This window comes from Clostridioides sp. GD02377, from assembly GCF_045899875.1.
In the GTDB taxonomy this organism is placed as follows: domain Bacteria; phylum Bacillota; class Clostridia; order Peptostreptococcales; family Peptostreptococcaceae; genus Clostridioides; species Clostridioides difficile_A.
In genome coordinates this window covers 16,928-30,926 of the sequence record NZ_JBJODA010000017.1, presented here as the reverse complement: position 1 = coordinate 30,926, position 13,999 = coordinate 16,928, and the positions used below count along the sequence as shown (strand labels likewise).

The following is a 13,999-nucleotide window of genomic DNA, read 5'->3' as shown; positions in this document are numbered from 1 at the left end:
AAGTCAATACTTTTTTATTGACTATTGTATAATGGATTTTTATAATGTTCTTATTCATATAAAATTTTAGGGAGGAAAAAATATGAAATATTCCATGACTGATGTATCAAAAATAACGAACATTTCTTCATCGGCTATTCGATTTTATGAAGAAAAAGATTTACTACTTCCTATTAGTAGAAAACCAAGTGGTGTTCGTTATTTCTGTGAAGAAGATATGGAGCGTTTGACATTTATAAAAGATTTAAAAAATGCTGGTTTATCTATTAAAGATATCCATGAATGTTTTCATTTTTGTGATATGGGAGACGATACTATAGATAAAAGAATCCAATTGTTCCAACAGTACAAGAAAAACATTAAAAATAAAATACAGGAACTAGAAGATTGTATGGATAAAATAGATGAGAAGATATGTTATTTAAATGAAAAAAAGATGTGTAAAAAATAATTCTTATAAAATAATTAAACTTTTAATTTCTTTAATATAAAGAATAAGTTAGAACTATTTAAGTTTATTGTTTTCAAGACGTATTTTTACATATAATAGAACTATGTTCTATATAGTTATTTCTCTATGTAATAAAAAAGAAAATTATGATAATATATATTAATGTAAGTGGCAAAATATCCTAATTTATAAATATTAGTATTTTTAAATACTATAAGTTTTTGAATATATAGTTATATTTTTCTAATTATTATAATTGAAATATTATAATAGAGTTGTTAAATTTGGAGGCTATTGGAATGTATGAATCAAGAGAAAATTATTTGGAGACAATACTTATTTTAGAAAAGAAGAATGGACTTGTAAAATCTGTTGATATAGCTAAAAAGCTAAATTATAGTAAAGCAAGTGTAAGTAGAGCTATGGGAATCCTAAAAGAACATAGCCTTATTATAATGGAAATTGATGGTGGCATTATTTTAACTAAAGAAGGTAGAAAAAAAGCAGAGGAAATTTATGAAAAACATATTTTAATCACTAAATTTTTAGCAAATACATTGGGAATTTCATTTGATATAGCTGAGAAAGATGCATGTAGGATAGAACATATTATAAGCAAAGAGACATTTGAAGGGATAAAAAAATATTTAGACAAAAACTAAGAGGTGAGTTTATGGAGTATTTTAGTGAGTCGAATAATGAAGTACAAAAATTTGATTGGGGAGAAGTTACATGGATACATGAACCATCAAAAACACAATTTAATAGGCTTAGTGCTGGAATTGTAAGATTTTTTCCAAAAAACTGCCAAGAAAAACATTTTCATTTAAGTGAAGAACAGCTTTTATATGTAATTCAGGGGGAAGGATTACAAGTTATTGATGGTAAAAAGGTCAATATAAAGGAAAAATCAATAGTTTATTGCCCACCATATTCAGAACACGAAATTATAAATACTGGTAAAATTGATTTAGTAATATTAATCACTTATGTCCCTCATAAATTTTCGAGCTTGAAACAACTACCTATAGTATTTTCTGAAAATACTATACAAGAGCTAATTAATGTAAATATAATTGAAAATATTGCAAATCAAATATCTAATATATTGAAACTTAGAATATCTGTATATGATTCAAAACATAAAGAAATATTTGATACTAAAAAAGAAACTAGATTTTGTGATATTTGTAAAAGTATAAAAGTGTGCAATAGAAAACTTGATAAGAGTATAAATGGTGATAATTTTGAAAAAATGTATGAATGTGAGTATGGTATTTCTAGTTTGGAAATACCGATAGTATTAGAAGAAAATATAGTTGGCTTTATAGAGTGTGGTAATTTTATAATATATAAATCTAGTGATACAGATAAAAATTTATCTAAATTGTCAAGTAGTTCAGATATTGATGTAAAATACATAAGTAAAATCTACAATGAACTTTCATTAATTCCAAAGAGTAGACTATATGTGTTAAAAGAAAATTTATTAATGATGTCTGAATTTATTCAGGAAATAGCTAAGAGAAACTTTTTTGAAAATCAACTTAGTATAAAAGATGAGGAGATATTGAAGAATAGAAAGGAAAATATAAAGCTTGAAGAAGCACTTAAAAAAGCAAATATTAAATTGTTAGAAGAAAAGTATATTATCAATCCAATCGATTTATTCAATAATGTTTTACGAGAATATCCTTTTGAATTAGAACTTTCTATAGAGAAAGAAATAAAAGAAATGAATTTAGAAGGTATTTATAATCTGATAGATGCTAATAAATTAATGTATAATGATGTTAGAGATATTATTCAAGAAATGATATTTGTATTATCTAGAACAGTGCTTAGAGATTTAGAAGATTTAAAGCTTATATCTTATCTAAGAAATAAATACAATAAAAAAATATCACTTACAAATAGTAATGAAGATTTATGGGATATATTATTACAATTTTCTGAAGAGTGTATTGATAAGAATAGAGAATTTTGGAAACAAGATAAGAGAGATTTGATTGAAAATGTGAATGAATATATACAAAAATATTATAAAGATAATATAAACTTAAATAGTATAGCGAAGGTATTTTTTATAAGTCCAAATTATTTGAGCTCTATTTTTAATGAAAAAAATCAAGTATCAATAACTGAGTATATAAATCTTCTTAGGATAGAAGAATCTAAGAAATATCTATTAAATATAAATATGAGTATTAGTGAGGTTTGTAAGAAAGTAGGTTTTAATAATAGTAGTTATTTTTCACAAATATTTAAGAAGTTCAATAATATGAGTCCAAATGAGTATAGAAAAAATATGCTAGACGATAGAGATTAGATAGTATTATGTAAGATATATGTTTTATTGGTTAGATTTATAATTAATATCTTGTATGAATGATATATATTATAAATTCTAAAGCATTGAAATTGCAAAGGTATAGCTGATTATATAAAATTGATTATATTAGCTTTTAAAATAGGTAAATTAGATTTTGCCACCCGTTTGCCACCGTATTATAGTTTTGGGTGGCAAACTAGTTTGTAATTCTTTCAAATATATCTACAGTTTCATTTTTCATTTTTTCAGTTACATGTGAATAGGTATCCATTGTAGTTGATAACTGACTATGACCTAAGCGATTTTGTATATCTTTAATGTTAGCTCCATTTTCTAATAATAGGGTAGCATGTGTATGTCTTAAACAATGAAAATGGAAGTCGTTGTTTAAAGCTTTTCGAATTTGTTTTACTATAGTGTCTAAAGTGTGGGTGTTTACTTGTTGACCATTTTCTTTCGTACATACCCAGTTACTATCAAAGTAAAATTCACCATATTTTAATTTCATTTTCTTTTGATGTAGTTTATGTTCTTTTAATAGCCTTATTAAAGTATCTCCTGTAAAGATAGTTCTACAAGAACTTTCTGTTTTTGGTTGGCTTAATTCAAATATTCCATTCTTCTTTTTAATCAGTGTATGTTTTACTGTAATAGTTTTGTTATCAAGATCTATATCATCCCATGTTAATGCAATAATTTCTCCTCTTCTCATGCCAGTATAAAATCCAATTAGTAGGACTACACGCTGAAATGAATCTTGAGGAAATATATTCAGTATTTGATTAAATTCATCTAATGTAATAGTTTTAACTTTGTTAGATTCTGTTTTGGTCTTAGTTTTTGGTATACTTACATATTGCATAGGATTTTCTCGTATATGTTTGTAAGGATAGACTGCTGATTTTAATGACCTATGTAATATGTTTTTTAATACTTGTAATGTATTTTGAGAATAATTCTCTTTGTATTTTTTATTTATGAAGCTTTGTAGTATCGCAGGTGTTAAAGCTTTTACTTTGTAAACTCCTAGTTTTGGTTTTATATGTTTTTCTATGTTTATTCGGTAACTTTCTTGAGTGTTGTATTTACAGTTAAGTAAGACATATTCTTTGTACCAAAAATCTAGGTAGTCTGATAAGCTGATGTTGCTTTCTTCAAATACTATGCCAGAGTTTTCATATTCATTTAGTGCTTCTCTTAGTGCTTTTTCTGCTTCCTTTTTTGTATTGCCACCAACTCTTTCTACTTTTTTTCTTTTTCCATCTACTATGCCTAGGTCAAAGTAGTAATACCATTTGTTACTTCTTTTTCTTACTCCACCTTTCATAATAGTACCCCCTTTTTTTAGAATGTATGTTTGTTTTATGTTTATATAAAAGAGCAGTTAGTCTGCTCTTTATATACTTTTGTTGTGTACAATATTATTTTAATTTTGTTTATCTTGTTTGCAATGAGCTATTTTCTTAATATTCTTACAATTTTTTTGATTTTATATGCGATTTATTATAGTGATATTGAAATATATATTTATTAAATGGAAATCTATAAAAGTAGAATGAAATAGTTTAAAAAATATCCTCATATATGTAGAAATTTGGTAAATTAGTTAATACTAGAAATCTATTGTTTCCCAAGTCTAACATATTTTTCTTTCTTGATAGAAATTCTAATCTTTTTAATAAGAATTCAACACTAACTTGTAATTCTTCAGCTATTTCATATACATTTGTTGCATGTGAATTAATAACATGTATTATTTCTTCTTCTGTTATAAGAAATTCACCTGCCCATCTTAGGGCTTTGTCCTCAGTTTTATCTACCAATATTTTGTTTTTGTAACTGTTTTTTGAGGATACATAATTTCCGACACTGGTAAAATGATGTCCTAATTCTTCTGTTAGTATCTCTATTAGCTTAGTATTATTTTGTTTTAATGAATTAAGCAATGATATAATTTTTAACCCTTGCTTGTTTATATACAATCCTTTTATGTCATCTGCTATTTTGTCAGTGTAGTAAATTTCTATTTCTTCATTTTTTGCTAAGTCTAAAAGTACGTCTAGTTTTTTCATGGAAATCCCCCTATAAAAAGAATGTATTTTTGATTTTTTTATATATAAAGAGCAGGTGTGAACTGCTCTAAATATTTATTTTTTATATCTATCAACTAAAAACTCTATGTAACTATTAATATGTTCTTGAGCTTCTTTAGGTAAACTTTCATAAGATTTAATTATTTTGGATATTTCATCAGTAGTTGTGTAATTTTCAATTGAGGTTTTACCAAGTAGATAATCAACTGACACATTATAGTAATTTGACAGAGAATCTAACATTTCAATTTTAGGTTCTCTAGTTCCATTTTCATATCTACTAATGGATACTTTTGTTGTCATTAAATCTTTAGCAACTTGTTCTTGAGTGAGACCTTTTTTTATTCTTAAATCTTTAAGATTTTTAGAGAGAACTAAATTTAACAGGTGATTTGTAGAATTAGATTTTTCAGATTCTATTCGATTTTCATTTTCTTTTATTTTTCCTAATTTAACTAATAGTTCCTCTAGTGTTAAATTTAATCCAAAACTTATTTTTTCTAGGGAATCCAGTGTAGGTTCAATTGGATTCCCATTTCTAGGGTCTTTACCTTTTTCTATCTTATCAATATAAGTGTGGCTAAGGTCACATAAATCTGAAAAATCTCTAAGAGATAATTTGTTTAGTTTCCTATATTCTTTTATAATTTCTTTTAATGTTTGCATTTAACTTACCTCTTTTAAAATATCTAGTATTATAAAATTATTAAGGTATAAACACTTATTTTTTGTATTTATTAATTAAAAACTCAATATAATCATTAAGTTGTTCTTGAGCTTCTTCTGGTAAATCCTCATGTGGATTAGCTTTATGTGCAGCTACAGTATCTATATCATTTTTTACAATAGACCTACCTAATAAATAATCAGTAGTCACATTAAATATTTCAGCAAGGCTAGATAACATATAAGCATCAGGAACTGTCTTTCCTTGTTCATAATAACCATAAGCACTTTTGGTTAAGTTTAATTTATTTGCAACATCTTCTTGAGTCATATTTTTTTCAGCTCTAAGTTCTTTTAATCTTTTTTGAAATAATGTATTATTACAAGAAGTTTTACTAGAAATACTACTTGCTTTATTATCATACCTACCTATTAAATAATCAACAGTAGTGCCAAAATATTCAGCTAAACTAGATAACATTTCTGGAGTAGGTGTCCTTTTACCCTGTTCATAAAATCCATATGCACTAGTAGTTATGTTAAGATAGTTGGCAATTTCTTTTTGCATTACACCTTTTTCTTTCCTAAGAAATTTCAATCTATCTGATAAAATGCTCATATAATCACTCCTCTTAATAAAGTTGCCTTTATTAAATAATACAACAAATAGTTGTAAAATGAAATAAAAAAATAAAAAAACTATTTACAAACAACAAATAGTTGTGTATTATATAAATATAAACAACAAAACGTTGGCAGGGAGGATATAGCTTGAACAATCTAAAGGAACTTAGGACAGAAAGGAATTTAAAGCAAAAAGATGTTGCATTAAAGGTAGGTATAACTACTAGTTATTATGGAATGATTGAAAGTGGAACAAGAGTACCAAGTTTAGCAATAGCAATAAAATTATCTAAATATTTTGGAGTATCAATAGAAAAAATTTTTTTAAATACAAATACAACAAAATGTTGTTTGAAAGAGAGGAATTAAATATGAAAGATTTAAAAATAGTAAAAGTTAATAATAAATTAACAACTGACAGTAGAGATATAGCTCTAATGGTTGAAAAAGAACACAAGATTTTACTAAGGGATATAAGAAATTATATAAATCAGATGGAAGAAGCCAATAAAAACATGAGTACAGATTTGTACCCATCTGATTATTTTATTGAAAATACTTATTTAGATGATTATAAAAGAGATAAACCATGTTATGCAATAACAAAGATAGGTTGTGACTTTATAGCAAATAAAATGACAGGAATAAAAGGTACAGCATTTACAGGAATATATACAAAAAAATTTGATGAAATGGAAAGATATTCAAAAGATGAACAACCTAAATTACCAACTACATATAAAGAAGCATTACAACATCTTATAGACCAAGTAGAAGTAAATGAGAAATTACAACTAGAAGGTAAAATGAAAGACCAAGTAATAAAAGAGTTAAAACCAAAAGCAGATTACACAGATATGATATTAAAAAACAAAGGTCTTGTCACTATAACTCAAATAGCAAAAGACTATGGAATGAGTGGAAAAGAAATGAATAAAATACTTCATGAAAGAGGAATCCAATACAAACAAAGTGGGCAATGGCTTTTATATAAACAGTATCAAGGCAAGGGATACACTCATTCAGAAACGATAGATATAACTAGAAGTGATGGAATGACTGATGTAAAAATGACAACTAAATGGACTCAAAAAGGAAGATTGTTTTTATATGATTTATTAAAAGTAAATAATATATTGCCAGATATAGAAAAAGAGTATAGTTATCAAACTTCAATGTTGGGTTAGTACTTTGAAAAATAAATACAGAATATTCAAAAAGAGGTGATTAGGTAGAAATGAAAAATAAAAAAACTCCAAAGGTAGTACCTAAGGAGCTATCAAATTTAACTGTGATGGTTGTACCTAAAAATGAAGATAGTTTAATTATTAAAATAAATAAAATTAAATTCTTAGTAGATGAATTAAACAAAGAGATTAGTACAATACCATCTGAGTTTAAATCATATTTAAAACTTTAGATTAGATTTTAAATATTCTTCTGTAGCAGTACTAAGCATTTTATCCCATGTAGAAAACTTAGTGTTTTTGGAAATGTAAATATCAAACTCATCTTTTGGAATAGCTTCAAAATCTTTTGAAGAATTAACATTGTAATTTCCAAATTTCAATAATTCATCAAAAGAAGTAAAGTTTGTATATTTGGTCATGAATTTAGAGTTACATATTTTATCAATAGGAACTTGTCCAGTTGATTCTTTAATATTTTTTTCTAAGTTTTTTAGAGATTTTTCTAAATCTTTAAATCCATTTTTACTCATTATTTTGTATCCTTTCCATGATATTTGGAATATATTCCATATTTATATTATACCATGTAGAACTGAGGTGAATCCAATGTTGATAGGCGACAATATAAGTCAAATCCTAAGAAAAAGAGATATAAAACCTTATAAATTGGCAAAAGAATTGAATATAGATATAAGTGGTCTATATAAATTACTGAGAAATAAAAGTTCTAATCCAACTATATATACTCTAATAAAATTAGCTGACTATTTAGATATTACATTAGACGAACTGGTTGGAAGATAAATAATTGAAAAGAGGGGAGAGAATTTTCACATGGATATTTCTGAAAGTATAGCAAAACAATTTAGTGATAGTTTAAAAAGTTTAATAGAAGTAGAGATAAATAAACAAGAAACAAATAGAGTTAAGAGCCAAACAGTTGAACAAAAGGTAAAAGTACTAGAGCCTAAGGATATAGTTGTTTTAATAAAAAGAGGCTATCCAAATTACTTGATAACAGTAGAAGAAGCAAGGGGAATTTTAAAATTAGATACAGTTTTTATGCGTAGGTTAGTGAGCACAGGTTTGATAAAATCACTGGCTAGAGGTGATGGTAGAAAAATTTCAAGATATGAAGTTGATGATTTTATTGAAAGAAATCAAGGTAAAAATTTGGATGAACTTTTAAAAGCAGTAGAGAGGGGGGATGAAATTGTTAAGCCTTAATACTAATAAGAATAATATAGTAACTCTTAAAAAAGATGGAAAAGTTATAGCAGATATAGTATTTAAAGATATTAAAACTGGTAAGAAAATATCAGTTGGAATATTAAATAAAAAAGTGCTGGTCAAATAACCAACACACAAAAAAATAAAAAATAAAATATAACACAAACAAATTATAGCACAAAAAGAATGGATTTAGAATAGGTAATGTAACATTCTAAAAGGTTTAATGTGTAATATAGAAATTTAGAATGTAGTTTATATAGGTAGTAATAAATTGGGAGGGGTTTAAATGGAAACAGCCAGATTAATTGCAATAGGTCAAATTAGACAAGCAGAAAAGGAAATAAATAAATTAAAGGAATTAGGAGAATTTGAAACTGGTAGTTTGGATTGGTGGGAAGCTGTAAAGTTTGCCAGTCAAAATATCTTAGAAGGACTAGAATTTGATATTAAATTAGAAGCTTCTATTGACTTTAGAGAAGCTATGATGTATCAAGAAGAACTTGAAAGAGATAGACCAATAGATGTTCAAATATAAGAAAAGAGCCTTTGCAGAGGTTCAATTCAAAAACTACTTAAAGTAAACATAAAGTTACTTTAAGTATATATCAAAATGGAGATATTATGCAAATAAAAAATTTAGAAGAAAGATTATTTTTATTAAAGTTTATGACAGTGGATGAAGTAGATTGGGATGTAAAGTTTGGACAAATATCAGCATTAGAATCTTGCATAGATAAACATAAAAAAGGGTGGACTTTGAAACAATTTGAAGAGCATTTGGAAGAATACAAATTACAAGGGGGTTGTGGTGATTACATAGATGGATTTATGTCTGTTTTAGAAAGAAATATTAGAGAAATGGAGAGTGAGATTATTGGAAGTAAATAATATTTATATTAAATTAATGGATGTAAGAATTAAGTTTAATAAATTAGATATAAAAAAGAGTGGTCAAAATAAGTTTGCTAATTTTAAGTATTTTGAGCTGGCAGACTTTCTCCCTCAAGCTACAGAATTATTAGAAAAAGCCAAATTATGCCCTATAGTGACCTTTACAAATGACTATGCAACACTAACATTGATTAATGGAGAAAATCCAGCAGAAGAGATAATATTTACTTCTCCAATGAGAGAGTTACAACTAAAAGGTTCTAATGAGTTACAAGCATTGGGAGGAATTGAAACTTATCAAACAAGATATTTATACATACAATTATTAAACATTACAGAGAATGATACTTTTGATGCAACAAGTGGAAAAGAGGATTATAAGAGAAATGATTTAGGGAACTTTTCTAGTAAAGGAAATGAAAATAGTCAAATAAAAATAAATCAAAATCAAATAAAAAGGCTCTTTTCAATAGCAAATACTATAGGAAAAGATGCAGATAGAGTAAAAAGTGAAGTATATTATAAGTTTAATAAAGAAGTTAAGGACTTAAGTAAGCAAGAATATGACCAGATATGTGTTGGATATGAAAAATTACAAAGAGAAAAAGGGTTAATTAAGTAGGTGAGCTTCTTGAAGGACAGAGACAAAATAACTATAGAAAAAGGAAATATACTAAGTGATGGATATGGTCTTTCACCACAATTAGTAGCTAGAGACTCATGGCTAACAACAGGAGCAAGAGCTTTATATTTTTATCTAAGTAGTTTTGCAGGGGCAAGTGGAACATGCTATCCATCAAGAGATATTATGACTCATGAACTTGGTATAAATAAAGATACTTTTAGTAAATATCTAAATGAATTAAAGATGAGTGGCTATATAAAAGTATATAAAAATAAAACTAGAGAAGGAAGAATGCAAAATAACATATATGAAGTAGTGTTTGATAGAAGTTATATAGAAAATCATATATCCATTAGATGCAAGAAAGAAAATAAAAAAAAACCATGTCCGAAAAAAGCAGACATGGAACCATGTCCGAATTTACCGGACATGGTTCAACCGGACATGGAAAAGTCGGACACTATAAGTAACAGTATTATAAATAACAGTCTTAAAAGTAGTATGTATATAGAGCAAGCTGTGGATAACTCTTTAAAAGAATTTAAGAAGCTATATGAAGAAAACATAGGAGTAGTATATCCAGTTACAGCAGAATGGTTATTAGAAGTATCTAATGAAGTAGATGTAAAAGTATTTAAAAGAGCTATAGAGATATGTGCTGAAAGAATGAGTATGAATTTATCATATTTAAAAGGCATTCTTAAAAAGTGGAAAGATGCAAACATAACTACATATGAGCAATTAGAATTATATAAATTACAACATGAAAATAAAAAATCAAGAAAATCCAGTAATCAAACAAATAAAAATAAGTTTGCTAATTTTGAACAAACATTTACTCAATATAGTAACAAAGAACTAGATGAAATTATAAAGAAAAGCCAAAAGGCTAAATTTAAATAATAATAGTGGAGGTATTAAAATGAATCAAGTTGTATTAGTTGGGAGATTAACTAGAGACCCAGAGCTAAAATACATACCAGGAACAGGCACAGCAGTAGCATCATTTACAATAGCTGTAGACAGAAATTATATAAAAAAAGATGGGAAAAGGGATACTGACTTTATACCAATAGAGGTAATAGGTAAATCAGCTGAATACTGTGCAAATTACATAACAAAAGGGAAGCTAGTAGCATTAGAAGGAAATATAAGAGTTGATAATTATCAAACTCAATCAGGAGAAAAGAGAACATTTACAAAAGTAAGTACAAAATCAGTACAGTCATTAGAAAGTAAGAGTAAATCAAGTAATTCATATAAAGAGAGTGTACAAGATGGAACAATAGGACTAGACCCTCAAGGATTTGAAATTATAGATGATGATGAGTTACCATTTTAATCTGAAAAATTAAATATGAGGTGAAATAAATGTTTAAAGTAGAAAGGTATTTTAGTGGCTCAGTAGTGGACAACCTTATTGAAGATGACCTTACATGTAGAAACTACTTAGCATTATATTGTTGCTTGTTAGGTATTACAAAAAATGGAAAAAGAGTATATCCTAAGCCAGAAAAAATGTTAGCTGAGTTTGGAGTGAAGAAGGATAGAAAAATAAAAAAAGAGTTACCAGTAAGAATTAGAAATGTTAATACAGGAGAAGTAAAGGAATTTGAGTCTATAGATGGTGCAGCCTGTTTTTTAAGATTAAAATATCAAGCAGTTTATCAAGCTATTAAAAAGAAAAGCAAAACTAGAAGTGGCTGGAAGGCTGAATATATTGAGGAGGAATAATGGAAGTTTCAAGGACAGAATACACAATTAAAAGAGCAAAAGAATTATATGACACTGGAGAGGATATATTTACTGCAATAGACAAAGCTAGAGATGAATATGAGGAGATGTTAAGAAATGAGTATTTTAACTAGTATTGTACTCATAATAAGCAGCTTTATAGTTGGTAGAGTTTATGAGTATAGATTAAATCTAAAAGAGTGCGAAAACTGTGAGAATAAGTATCATGAAAAATAAGAAAGAAGTGGTTTTATGAATAAAAGGATAATTTGCAATTGGTGTGGTAAGTTATTTTACATTCCAAAAGAGTCTAAAAGAATTTACTGTTGTAAAAAATGCGAGAAAAAGGCTAATAAAAGCAATAGAGGGCATCAAAATTAATTTTAAATCAATAAAACTATGGAGGAATAGCAATGAATAAGTTTCAAAAAGCAGTTTCTCAAATGGTAAAGCAAGAGGAAAAAGAGAATTTATGGCAAGGATATGAAAATTGTAGGGTAGGTAGAAGTATACCAAGCTCAATAAGAATATATGTAAAAGGATTTAAAAGGTTTGGATATAGTGTACATGAGGTTTATAACTTTATAAATGATATTAATAAGTATTAGTAATTTTTAAGAGATAAAGGAATTATTTAATTGAGTAAATACAATAATAAGAAAATTATAATAGATGGAATTAAATTTGATAGCAAAGATGAATCAGAATATTATCTATATTTAAAAGAAAAGAAAGAAAATGGAGAAATAAAAGATTTTGGACTTCAACAAAAGTTTGAATTACAGCCTAAATTTAAGAAGGATGGAAAGAACTATAGGGCTATTACATATACAGTTGATTTTGCCATATACAAATGGGATGGTGAAGTTGTTTATATAGATGTGAAAGGATACAGCACACAGCAAGGTGAACTTAGAAAAAAGCTTTTTGATTACAAATATCAAGATAAAAAATTGATATGGATTGCTAAGAGTAAAAAATATGGAGTAGATGGTTGGATAGAATATAGTGAACTTAAGAAAAAGAGAAAAGAAAATAAGAAAAAGGTAGCTTAAGTAAATAGGGGTGATGTTATGGCAAGTAAAGTTAAAAAGGAGTTTTTTATGGCAACTAAAAAGCACCTTGAGAACTACAAACAATTACATATTAATATTGAAAGTCTAAAACTTCAAATAAAAAATCTTAAAGAGTGCCATTTAGGTGATTTTATGCAAGGTTTAAGCTATGACAGCATTCCTATAAGTAAGACTAATTCAATAAGTAATCAAGTTGAAAATGAGTTAATTATCCTTGAAGAAAAGATAATAGAAAAACAGATAGAACTATATGAAATGGAAGCACTAAAATATACAATAGATGTATCCATAAGCAATTTAAAACCTATACATAAACAAATTATAAGGTATAGGTATATTGAAGGCTTAGAATGGAGTTTAATAGTTGATAAAGTATACTTAGAAGAAAGACAATTAAGGGAAAGAGCTAATCAAGCTATTAGTTCAATATCGATAGCTTTATTTGGTAAAAAAGCACTAATAGAGCAAGAACCATTATTTAAAATGTTAGATTTATAGGCAGTTAACAACTGTCTATTTTTTTTACTAAAAAAAGGAAAAATGTATTGATTATATCGGTACGACATGATATACTATAAATATAGAAAGGAGGTGAAAGAAGTGGTCAAAAAAATAAAAGAGTTCGGCAAAGTTATCAAAGCCCTTACCGAACTTGTTCTTGAAATAGGTACACTAATAGCCGTTATAAAAATGGTATTAGATAGCCTATAAGACTTTAGAAGGGAAGTCAGCACCTTCCCTTCTAATTAAATAATAATACATGACCACTCAAAATACAATGGGAAAATATAATGAATTAATTACAGAATTAGGGAAATTAAGTTTTGGCATAGTTAAATTAATTGGTGCAATAGCATTATTAATATTTGCTATAAAATATTTATTTTCCTAGAGGGAGAGAAAGAAATGGAGAAAAGAATATTGAAAGTACTTTTATCAAAAAGTGGCTCTGGTTCACTAAGCCCTAAAATAAGTTTACCAGCCACATGGATTAAAGAAATGAATATAACACAAGAGGAAAGAGAAGTTGAAGTTTATTTTGAAAATAATGAAATTAGGATTAAAAAGAAAGACCTAGATTAAA

General features: G+C 26.7%; 26 protein-coding genes. 21 read left to right on the top strand and 5 right to left on the bottom strand.

What is annotated here, in order from left to right:
- Positions 1 to 82: 82 nt before the first annotated feature.
- The 3 genes from Q3304_RS15025 to Q3304_RS15015 all read left to right on the top strand — a co-directional run bounded on the left by Q3304_RS15025 (position 83) and on the right by Q3304_RS15015 (position 2,780).
- Entirely contained in the window at positions 83 to 451 is a 369-nt protein-coding gene (locus Q3304_RS15025; protein ID WP_167641049.1) for a MerR family transcriptional regulator, read from the top strand.
- 299 nt (positions 452 to 750) lie between these two features.
- Positions 751 to 1,113: a metal-dependent transcriptional regulator gene (locus Q3304_RS15020; protein ID WP_167641021.1), complete on the top strand. Its 363-nt coding sequence runs from the start codon at positions 751 to 753 to the stop codon at positions 1,111 to 1,113.
- An 11-nt stretch (positions 1,114 to 1,124) separates the two neighbouring features.
- Complete coding sequence (locus Q3304_RS15015; protein WP_407813564.1) at positions 1,125 to 2,780, top strand: helix-turn-helix domain-containing protein; 1,656 nt, start codon at positions 1,125 to 1,127, stop codon at positions 2,778 to 2,780.
- 199 nt (positions 2,781 to 2,979) lie between these two features.
- On the opposite strand, the gene Q3304_RS15010 is transcribed toward Q3304_RS15015, so the two are convergent.
- From Q3304_RS15010 to Q3304_RS14995, 4 genes are all read right to left on the bottom strand, one after another.
- A complete protein-coding gene (locus Q3304_RS15010; protein ID WP_407813565.1) occupies positions 2,980 to 4,110 on the bottom strand; it encodes a tyrosine-type recombinase/integrase in 1,131 nt (376 codons plus the stop codon).
- A gap of 238 nt (positions 4,111 to 4,348) precedes the next feature.
- Positions 4,349 to 4,855, bottom strand: a complete 507-nt coding sequence (locus Q3304_RS15005) for an ImmA/IrrE family metallo-endopeptidase (protein WP_407813566.1) — start codon at positions 4,853 to 4,855, stop codon at positions 4,349 to 4,351.
- A gap of 75 nt (positions 4,856 to 4,930) precedes the next feature.
- Positions 4,931 to 5,542, bottom strand: coding sequence for a helix-turn-helix domain-containing protein (locus Q3304_RS15000; RefSeq protein WP_407811682.1), 612 nt, complete (start codon positions 5,540 to 5,542; stop codon positions 4,931 to 4,933).
- Positions 5,543 to 5,597: 55 nt separating this feature from the next.
- On the bottom strand, positions 5,598 to 6,161 hold the full coding sequence (locus Q3304_RS14995; protein WP_407813567.1) for a helix-turn-helix domain-containing protein: 564 nt from the start codon (positions 6,159 to 6,161) through the stop codon (positions 5,598 to 5,600).
- Positions 6,162 to 6,313: 152 nt separating this feature from the next.
- On the opposite strand from Q3304_RS14995, the gene Q3304_RS14990 reads away from it, so the two are divergent.
- The 3 genes from Q3304_RS14990 to Q3304_RS14980 are packed head-to-tail and all read left to right on the top strand — an operon-like array spanning position 6,314 to position 7,586.
- Positions 6,314 to 6,535, top strand: coding sequence for a helix-turn-helix transcriptional regulator (locus tag Q3304_RS14990; protein WP_407813568.1), 222 nt, complete (start codon positions 6,314 to 6,316; stop codon positions 6,533 to 6,535).
- Between the two features lie 2 nt (positions 6,536 to 6,537).
- Positions 6,538 to 7,353 (top strand): phage antirepressor KilAC domain-containing protein, encoded by an 816-nt coding sequence (locus tag Q3304_RS14985; RefSeq protein WP_407813569.1) that lies wholly within the window; start codon positions 6,538 to 6,540, stop codon positions 7,351 to 7,353.
- Between the two features lie 50 nt (positions 7,354 to 7,403).
- A complete protein-coding gene (locus Q3304_RS14980) occupies positions 7,404 to 7,586 on the top strand; it encodes a hypothetical protein (protein ID WP_243193367.1) in 183 nt (60 codons plus the stop codon).
- Here the strand turns inward: Q3304_RS14980 and Q3304_RS14975 are convergent.
- Complete coding sequence (locus Q3304_RS14975; RefSeq protein ID WP_021372451.1) at positions 7,575 to 7,886, bottom strand: hypothetical protein; 312 nt, start codon at positions 7,884 to 7,886, stop codon at positions 7,575 to 7,577. The two genes, Q3304_RS14980 and Q3304_RS14975, sit on opposite strands and share 12 nt — an antisense overlap.
- 76 nt (positions 7,887 to 7,962) lie before the next feature.
- Here Q3304_RS14975 and Q3304_RS14970 point away from each other — a divergent pair, with 76 nt between their 5' ends.
- The 15 genes from Q3304_RS14970 (at position 7,963) to Q3304_RS14900 (ending at position 13,998) form a co-directional block, all read left to right on the top strand.
- Positions 7,963 to 8,160 carry a helix-turn-helix transcriptional regulator gene (locus tag Q3304_RS14970; RefSeq protein WP_243193366.1) on the top strand — a complete coding sequence of 66 codons (198 nt, stop codon included), beginning with the start codon at positions 7,963 to 7,965 and terminating at the stop codon, positions 8,158 to 8,160.
- Between the two features lie 30 nt (positions 8,161 to 8,190).
- Positions 8,191 to 8,583, top strand: coding sequence for a helix-turn-helix domain-containing protein (locus tag Q3304_RS14965; protein WP_054276825.1), 393 nt, complete (start codon positions 8,191 to 8,193; stop codon positions 8,581 to 8,583).
- Positions 8,570 to 8,713 carry a hypothetical protein gene (locus Q3304_RS14960; RefSeq protein WP_021419503.1) on the top strand — a complete coding sequence of 48 codons (144 nt, stop codon included), beginning with the start codon at positions 8,570 to 8,572 and terminating at the stop codon, positions 8,711 to 8,713. Before Q3304_RS14965 ends, Q3304_RS14960 begins: the two co-directional genes overlap by 14 nt.
- 162 nt (positions 8,714 to 8,875) lie before the next feature.
- Entirely contained in the window at positions 8,876 to 9,124 is a 249-nt protein-coding gene (locus tag Q3304_RS14955) for a hypothetical protein (RefSeq protein WP_407811686.1), read from the top strand.
- A gap of 86 nt (positions 9,125 to 9,210) precedes the next feature.
- The gene (locus Q3304_RS14950) at positions 9,211 to 9,477 is read left to right on the top strand and encodes a hypothetical protein (protein ID WP_407811687.1); all 267 of its coding nucleotides are present in this window, start codon (positions 9,211 to 9,213) and stop codon (positions 9,475 to 9,477) included.
- Positions 9,478 to 9,493: 16 nt separating this feature from the next.
- Positions 9,494 to 10,102 (top strand): ERF family protein, encoded by a 609-nt coding sequence (locus tag Q3304_RS14945; protein WP_407815449.1) that lies wholly within the window; start codon positions 9,494 to 9,496, stop codon positions 10,100 to 10,102.
- Entirely contained in the window at positions 10,103 to 11,008 is a 906-nt protein-coding gene (locus Q3304_RS14940; protein WP_407815448.1) for a DnaD domain protein, read from the top strand.
- A gap of 19 nt (positions 11,009 to 11,027) precedes the next feature.
- Positions 11,028 to 11,447: a single-stranded DNA-binding protein gene (locus Q3304_RS14935; RefSeq protein ID WP_243193362.1), complete on the top strand. Its 420-nt coding sequence runs from the start codon at positions 11,028 to 11,030 to the stop codon at positions 11,445 to 11,447.
- A 29-nt stretch (positions 11,448 to 11,476) separates the two neighbouring features.
- On the top strand, positions 11,477 to 11,839 hold the full coding sequence (locus Q3304_RS14930; protein WP_169469002.1) for a hypothetical protein: 363 nt from the start codon (positions 11,477 to 11,479) through the stop codon (positions 11,837 to 11,839).
- A complete protein-coding gene (locus Q3304_RS14925) occupies positions 11,839 to 11,973 on the top strand; it encodes a hypothetical protein (protein ID WP_255612772.1) in 135 nt (44 codons plus the stop codon). The genes Q3304_RS14930 and Q3304_RS14925 overlap by 1 nt, the downstream gene beginning before the upstream one ends.
- 279 nt (positions 11,974 to 12,252) lie before the next feature.
- The gene (locus Q3304_RS14920) at positions 12,253 to 12,447 is read left to right on the top strand and encodes a hypothetical protein (RefSeq protein ID WP_021426507.1); all 195 of its coding nucleotides are present in this window, start codon (positions 12,253 to 12,255) and stop codon (positions 12,445 to 12,447) included.
- 30 nt (positions 12,448 to 12,477) lie between these two features.
- Entirely contained in the window at positions 12,478 to 12,894 is a 417-nt protein-coding gene (locus Q3304_RS14915; RefSeq protein ID WP_021426506.1) for a DUF1064 domain-containing protein, read from the top strand.
- Positions 12,895 to 12,912: 18 nt separating this feature from the next.
- Complete coding sequence (locus Q3304_RS14910; RefSeq protein ID WP_054276817.1) at positions 12,913 to 13,413, top strand: hypothetical protein; 501 nt, start codon at positions 12,913 to 12,915, stop codon at positions 13,411 to 13,413.
- 262 nt (positions 13,414 to 13,675) lie between these two features.
- Positions 13,676 to 13,807, top strand: a complete 132-nt coding sequence (locus Q3304_RS14905; RefSeq protein WP_407813570.1) for a hypothetical protein — start codon at positions 13,676 to 13,678, stop codon at positions 13,805 to 13,807.
- Positions 13,808 to 13,821: 14 nt separating this feature from the next.
- Entirely contained in the window at positions 13,822 to 13,998 is a 177-nt protein-coding gene (locus tag Q3304_RS14900) for a hypothetical protein (protein ID WP_021365388.1), read from the top strand.
- Position 13,999 lies beyond the last annotated feature (1 nt).

Excerpts from the sequence above, each read along its gene's own strand:
- Q3304_RS15025 (WP_167641049.1), top strand. The coding sequence starts at position 83 with ATGAAATATTCCATGACTGATGTATCAAAAATAACGAACATTTCTTCA.
- Q3304_RS15020 (WP_167641021.1), top strand. The coding sequence starts at position 751 with ATGTATGAATCAAGAGAAAATTATTTGGAGACAATACTTATTTTAGAA.
- Q3304_RS15015 (WP_407813564.1), top strand. The coding sequence starts at position 1,125 with ATGGAGTATTTTAGTGAGTCGAATAATGAAGTACAAAAATTTGATTGG.
- Q3304_RS15010 (WP_407813565.1), bottom strand. The coding sequence starts at position 4,110 with ATGAAAGGTGGAGTAAGAAAAAGAAGTAACAAATGGTATTACTACTTT.
- Q3304_RS15005 (WP_407813566.1), bottom strand. The coding sequence starts at position 4,855 with ATGAAAAAACTAGACGTACTTTTAGACTTAGCAAAAAATGAAGAAATA.
- Q3304_RS15000 (WP_407811682.1), bottom strand. The coding sequence starts at position 5,542 with ATGCAAACATTAAAAGAAATTATAAAAGAATATAGGAAACTAAACAAA.
- Q3304_RS14995 (WP_407813567.1), bottom strand. The coding sequence starts at position 6,161 with ATGAGCATTTTATCAGATAGATTGAAATTTCTTAGGAAAGAAAAAGGT.
- Q3304_RS14985 (WP_407813569.1), top strand. The coding sequence starts at position 6,538 with ATGAAAGATTTAAAAATAGTAAAAGTTAATAATAAATTAACAACTGAC.
- Q3304_RS14980 (WP_243193367.1), top strand. The coding sequence starts at position 7,404 with ATGAAAAATAAAAAAACTCCAAAGGTAGTACCTAAGGAGCTATCAAAT.
- Q3304_RS14975 (WP_021372451.1), bottom strand. The coding sequence starts at position 7,886 with ATGAGTAAAAATGGATTTAAAGATTTAGAAAAATCTCTAAAAAACTTA.
- Q3304_RS14970 (WP_243193366.1), top strand. The coding sequence starts at position 7,963 with ATGTTGATAGGCGACAATATAAGTCAAATCCTAAGAAAAAGAGATATA.
- Q3304_RS14965 (WP_054276825.1), top strand. The coding sequence starts at position 8,191 with ATGGATATTTCTGAAAGTATAGCAAAACAATTTAGTGATAGTTTAAAA.
- Q3304_RS14955 (WP_407811686.1), top strand. The coding sequence starts at position 8,876 with ATGGAAACAGCCAGATTAATTGCAATAGGTCAAATTAGACAAGCAGAA.
- Q3304_RS14950 (WP_407811687.1), top strand. The coding sequence starts at position 9,211 with ATGCAAATAAAAAATTTAGAAGAAAGATTATTTTTATTAAAGTTTATG.
- Q3304_RS14945 (WP_407815449.1), top strand. The coding sequence starts at position 9,494 with ATGGATGTAAGAATTAAGTTTAATAAATTAGATATAAAAAAGAGTGGT.
- Q3304_RS14935 (WP_243193362.1), top strand. The coding sequence starts at position 11,028 with ATGAATCAAGTTGTATTAGTTGGGAGATTAACTAGAGACCCAGAGCTA.
- Q3304_RS14930 (WP_169469002.1), top strand. The coding sequence starts at position 11,477 with ATGTTTAAAGTAGAAAGGTATTTTAGTGGCTCAGTAGTGGACAACCTT.
- Q3304_RS14925 (WP_255612772.1), top strand. The coding sequence starts at position 11,839 with ATGGAAGTTTCAAGGACAGAATACACAATTAAAAGAGCAAAAGAATTA.
- Q3304_RS14920 (WP_021426507.1), top strand. The coding sequence starts at position 12,253 with ATGAATAAGTTTCAAAAAGCAGTTTCTCAAATGGTAAAGCAAGAGGAA.
- Q3304_RS14910 (WP_054276817.1), top strand. The coding sequence starts at position 12,913 with ATGGCAAGTAAAGTTAAAAAGGAGTTTTTTATGGCAACTAAAAAGCAC.
- Q3304_RS14905 (WP_407813570.1), top strand. The coding sequence starts at position 13,676 with ATGACCACTCAAAATACAATGGGAAAATATAATGAATTAATTACAGAA.
- Q3304_RS14900 (WP_021365388.1), top strand. The coding sequence starts at position 13,822 with ATGGAGAAAAGAATATTGAAAGTACTTTTATCAAAAAGTGGCTCTGGT.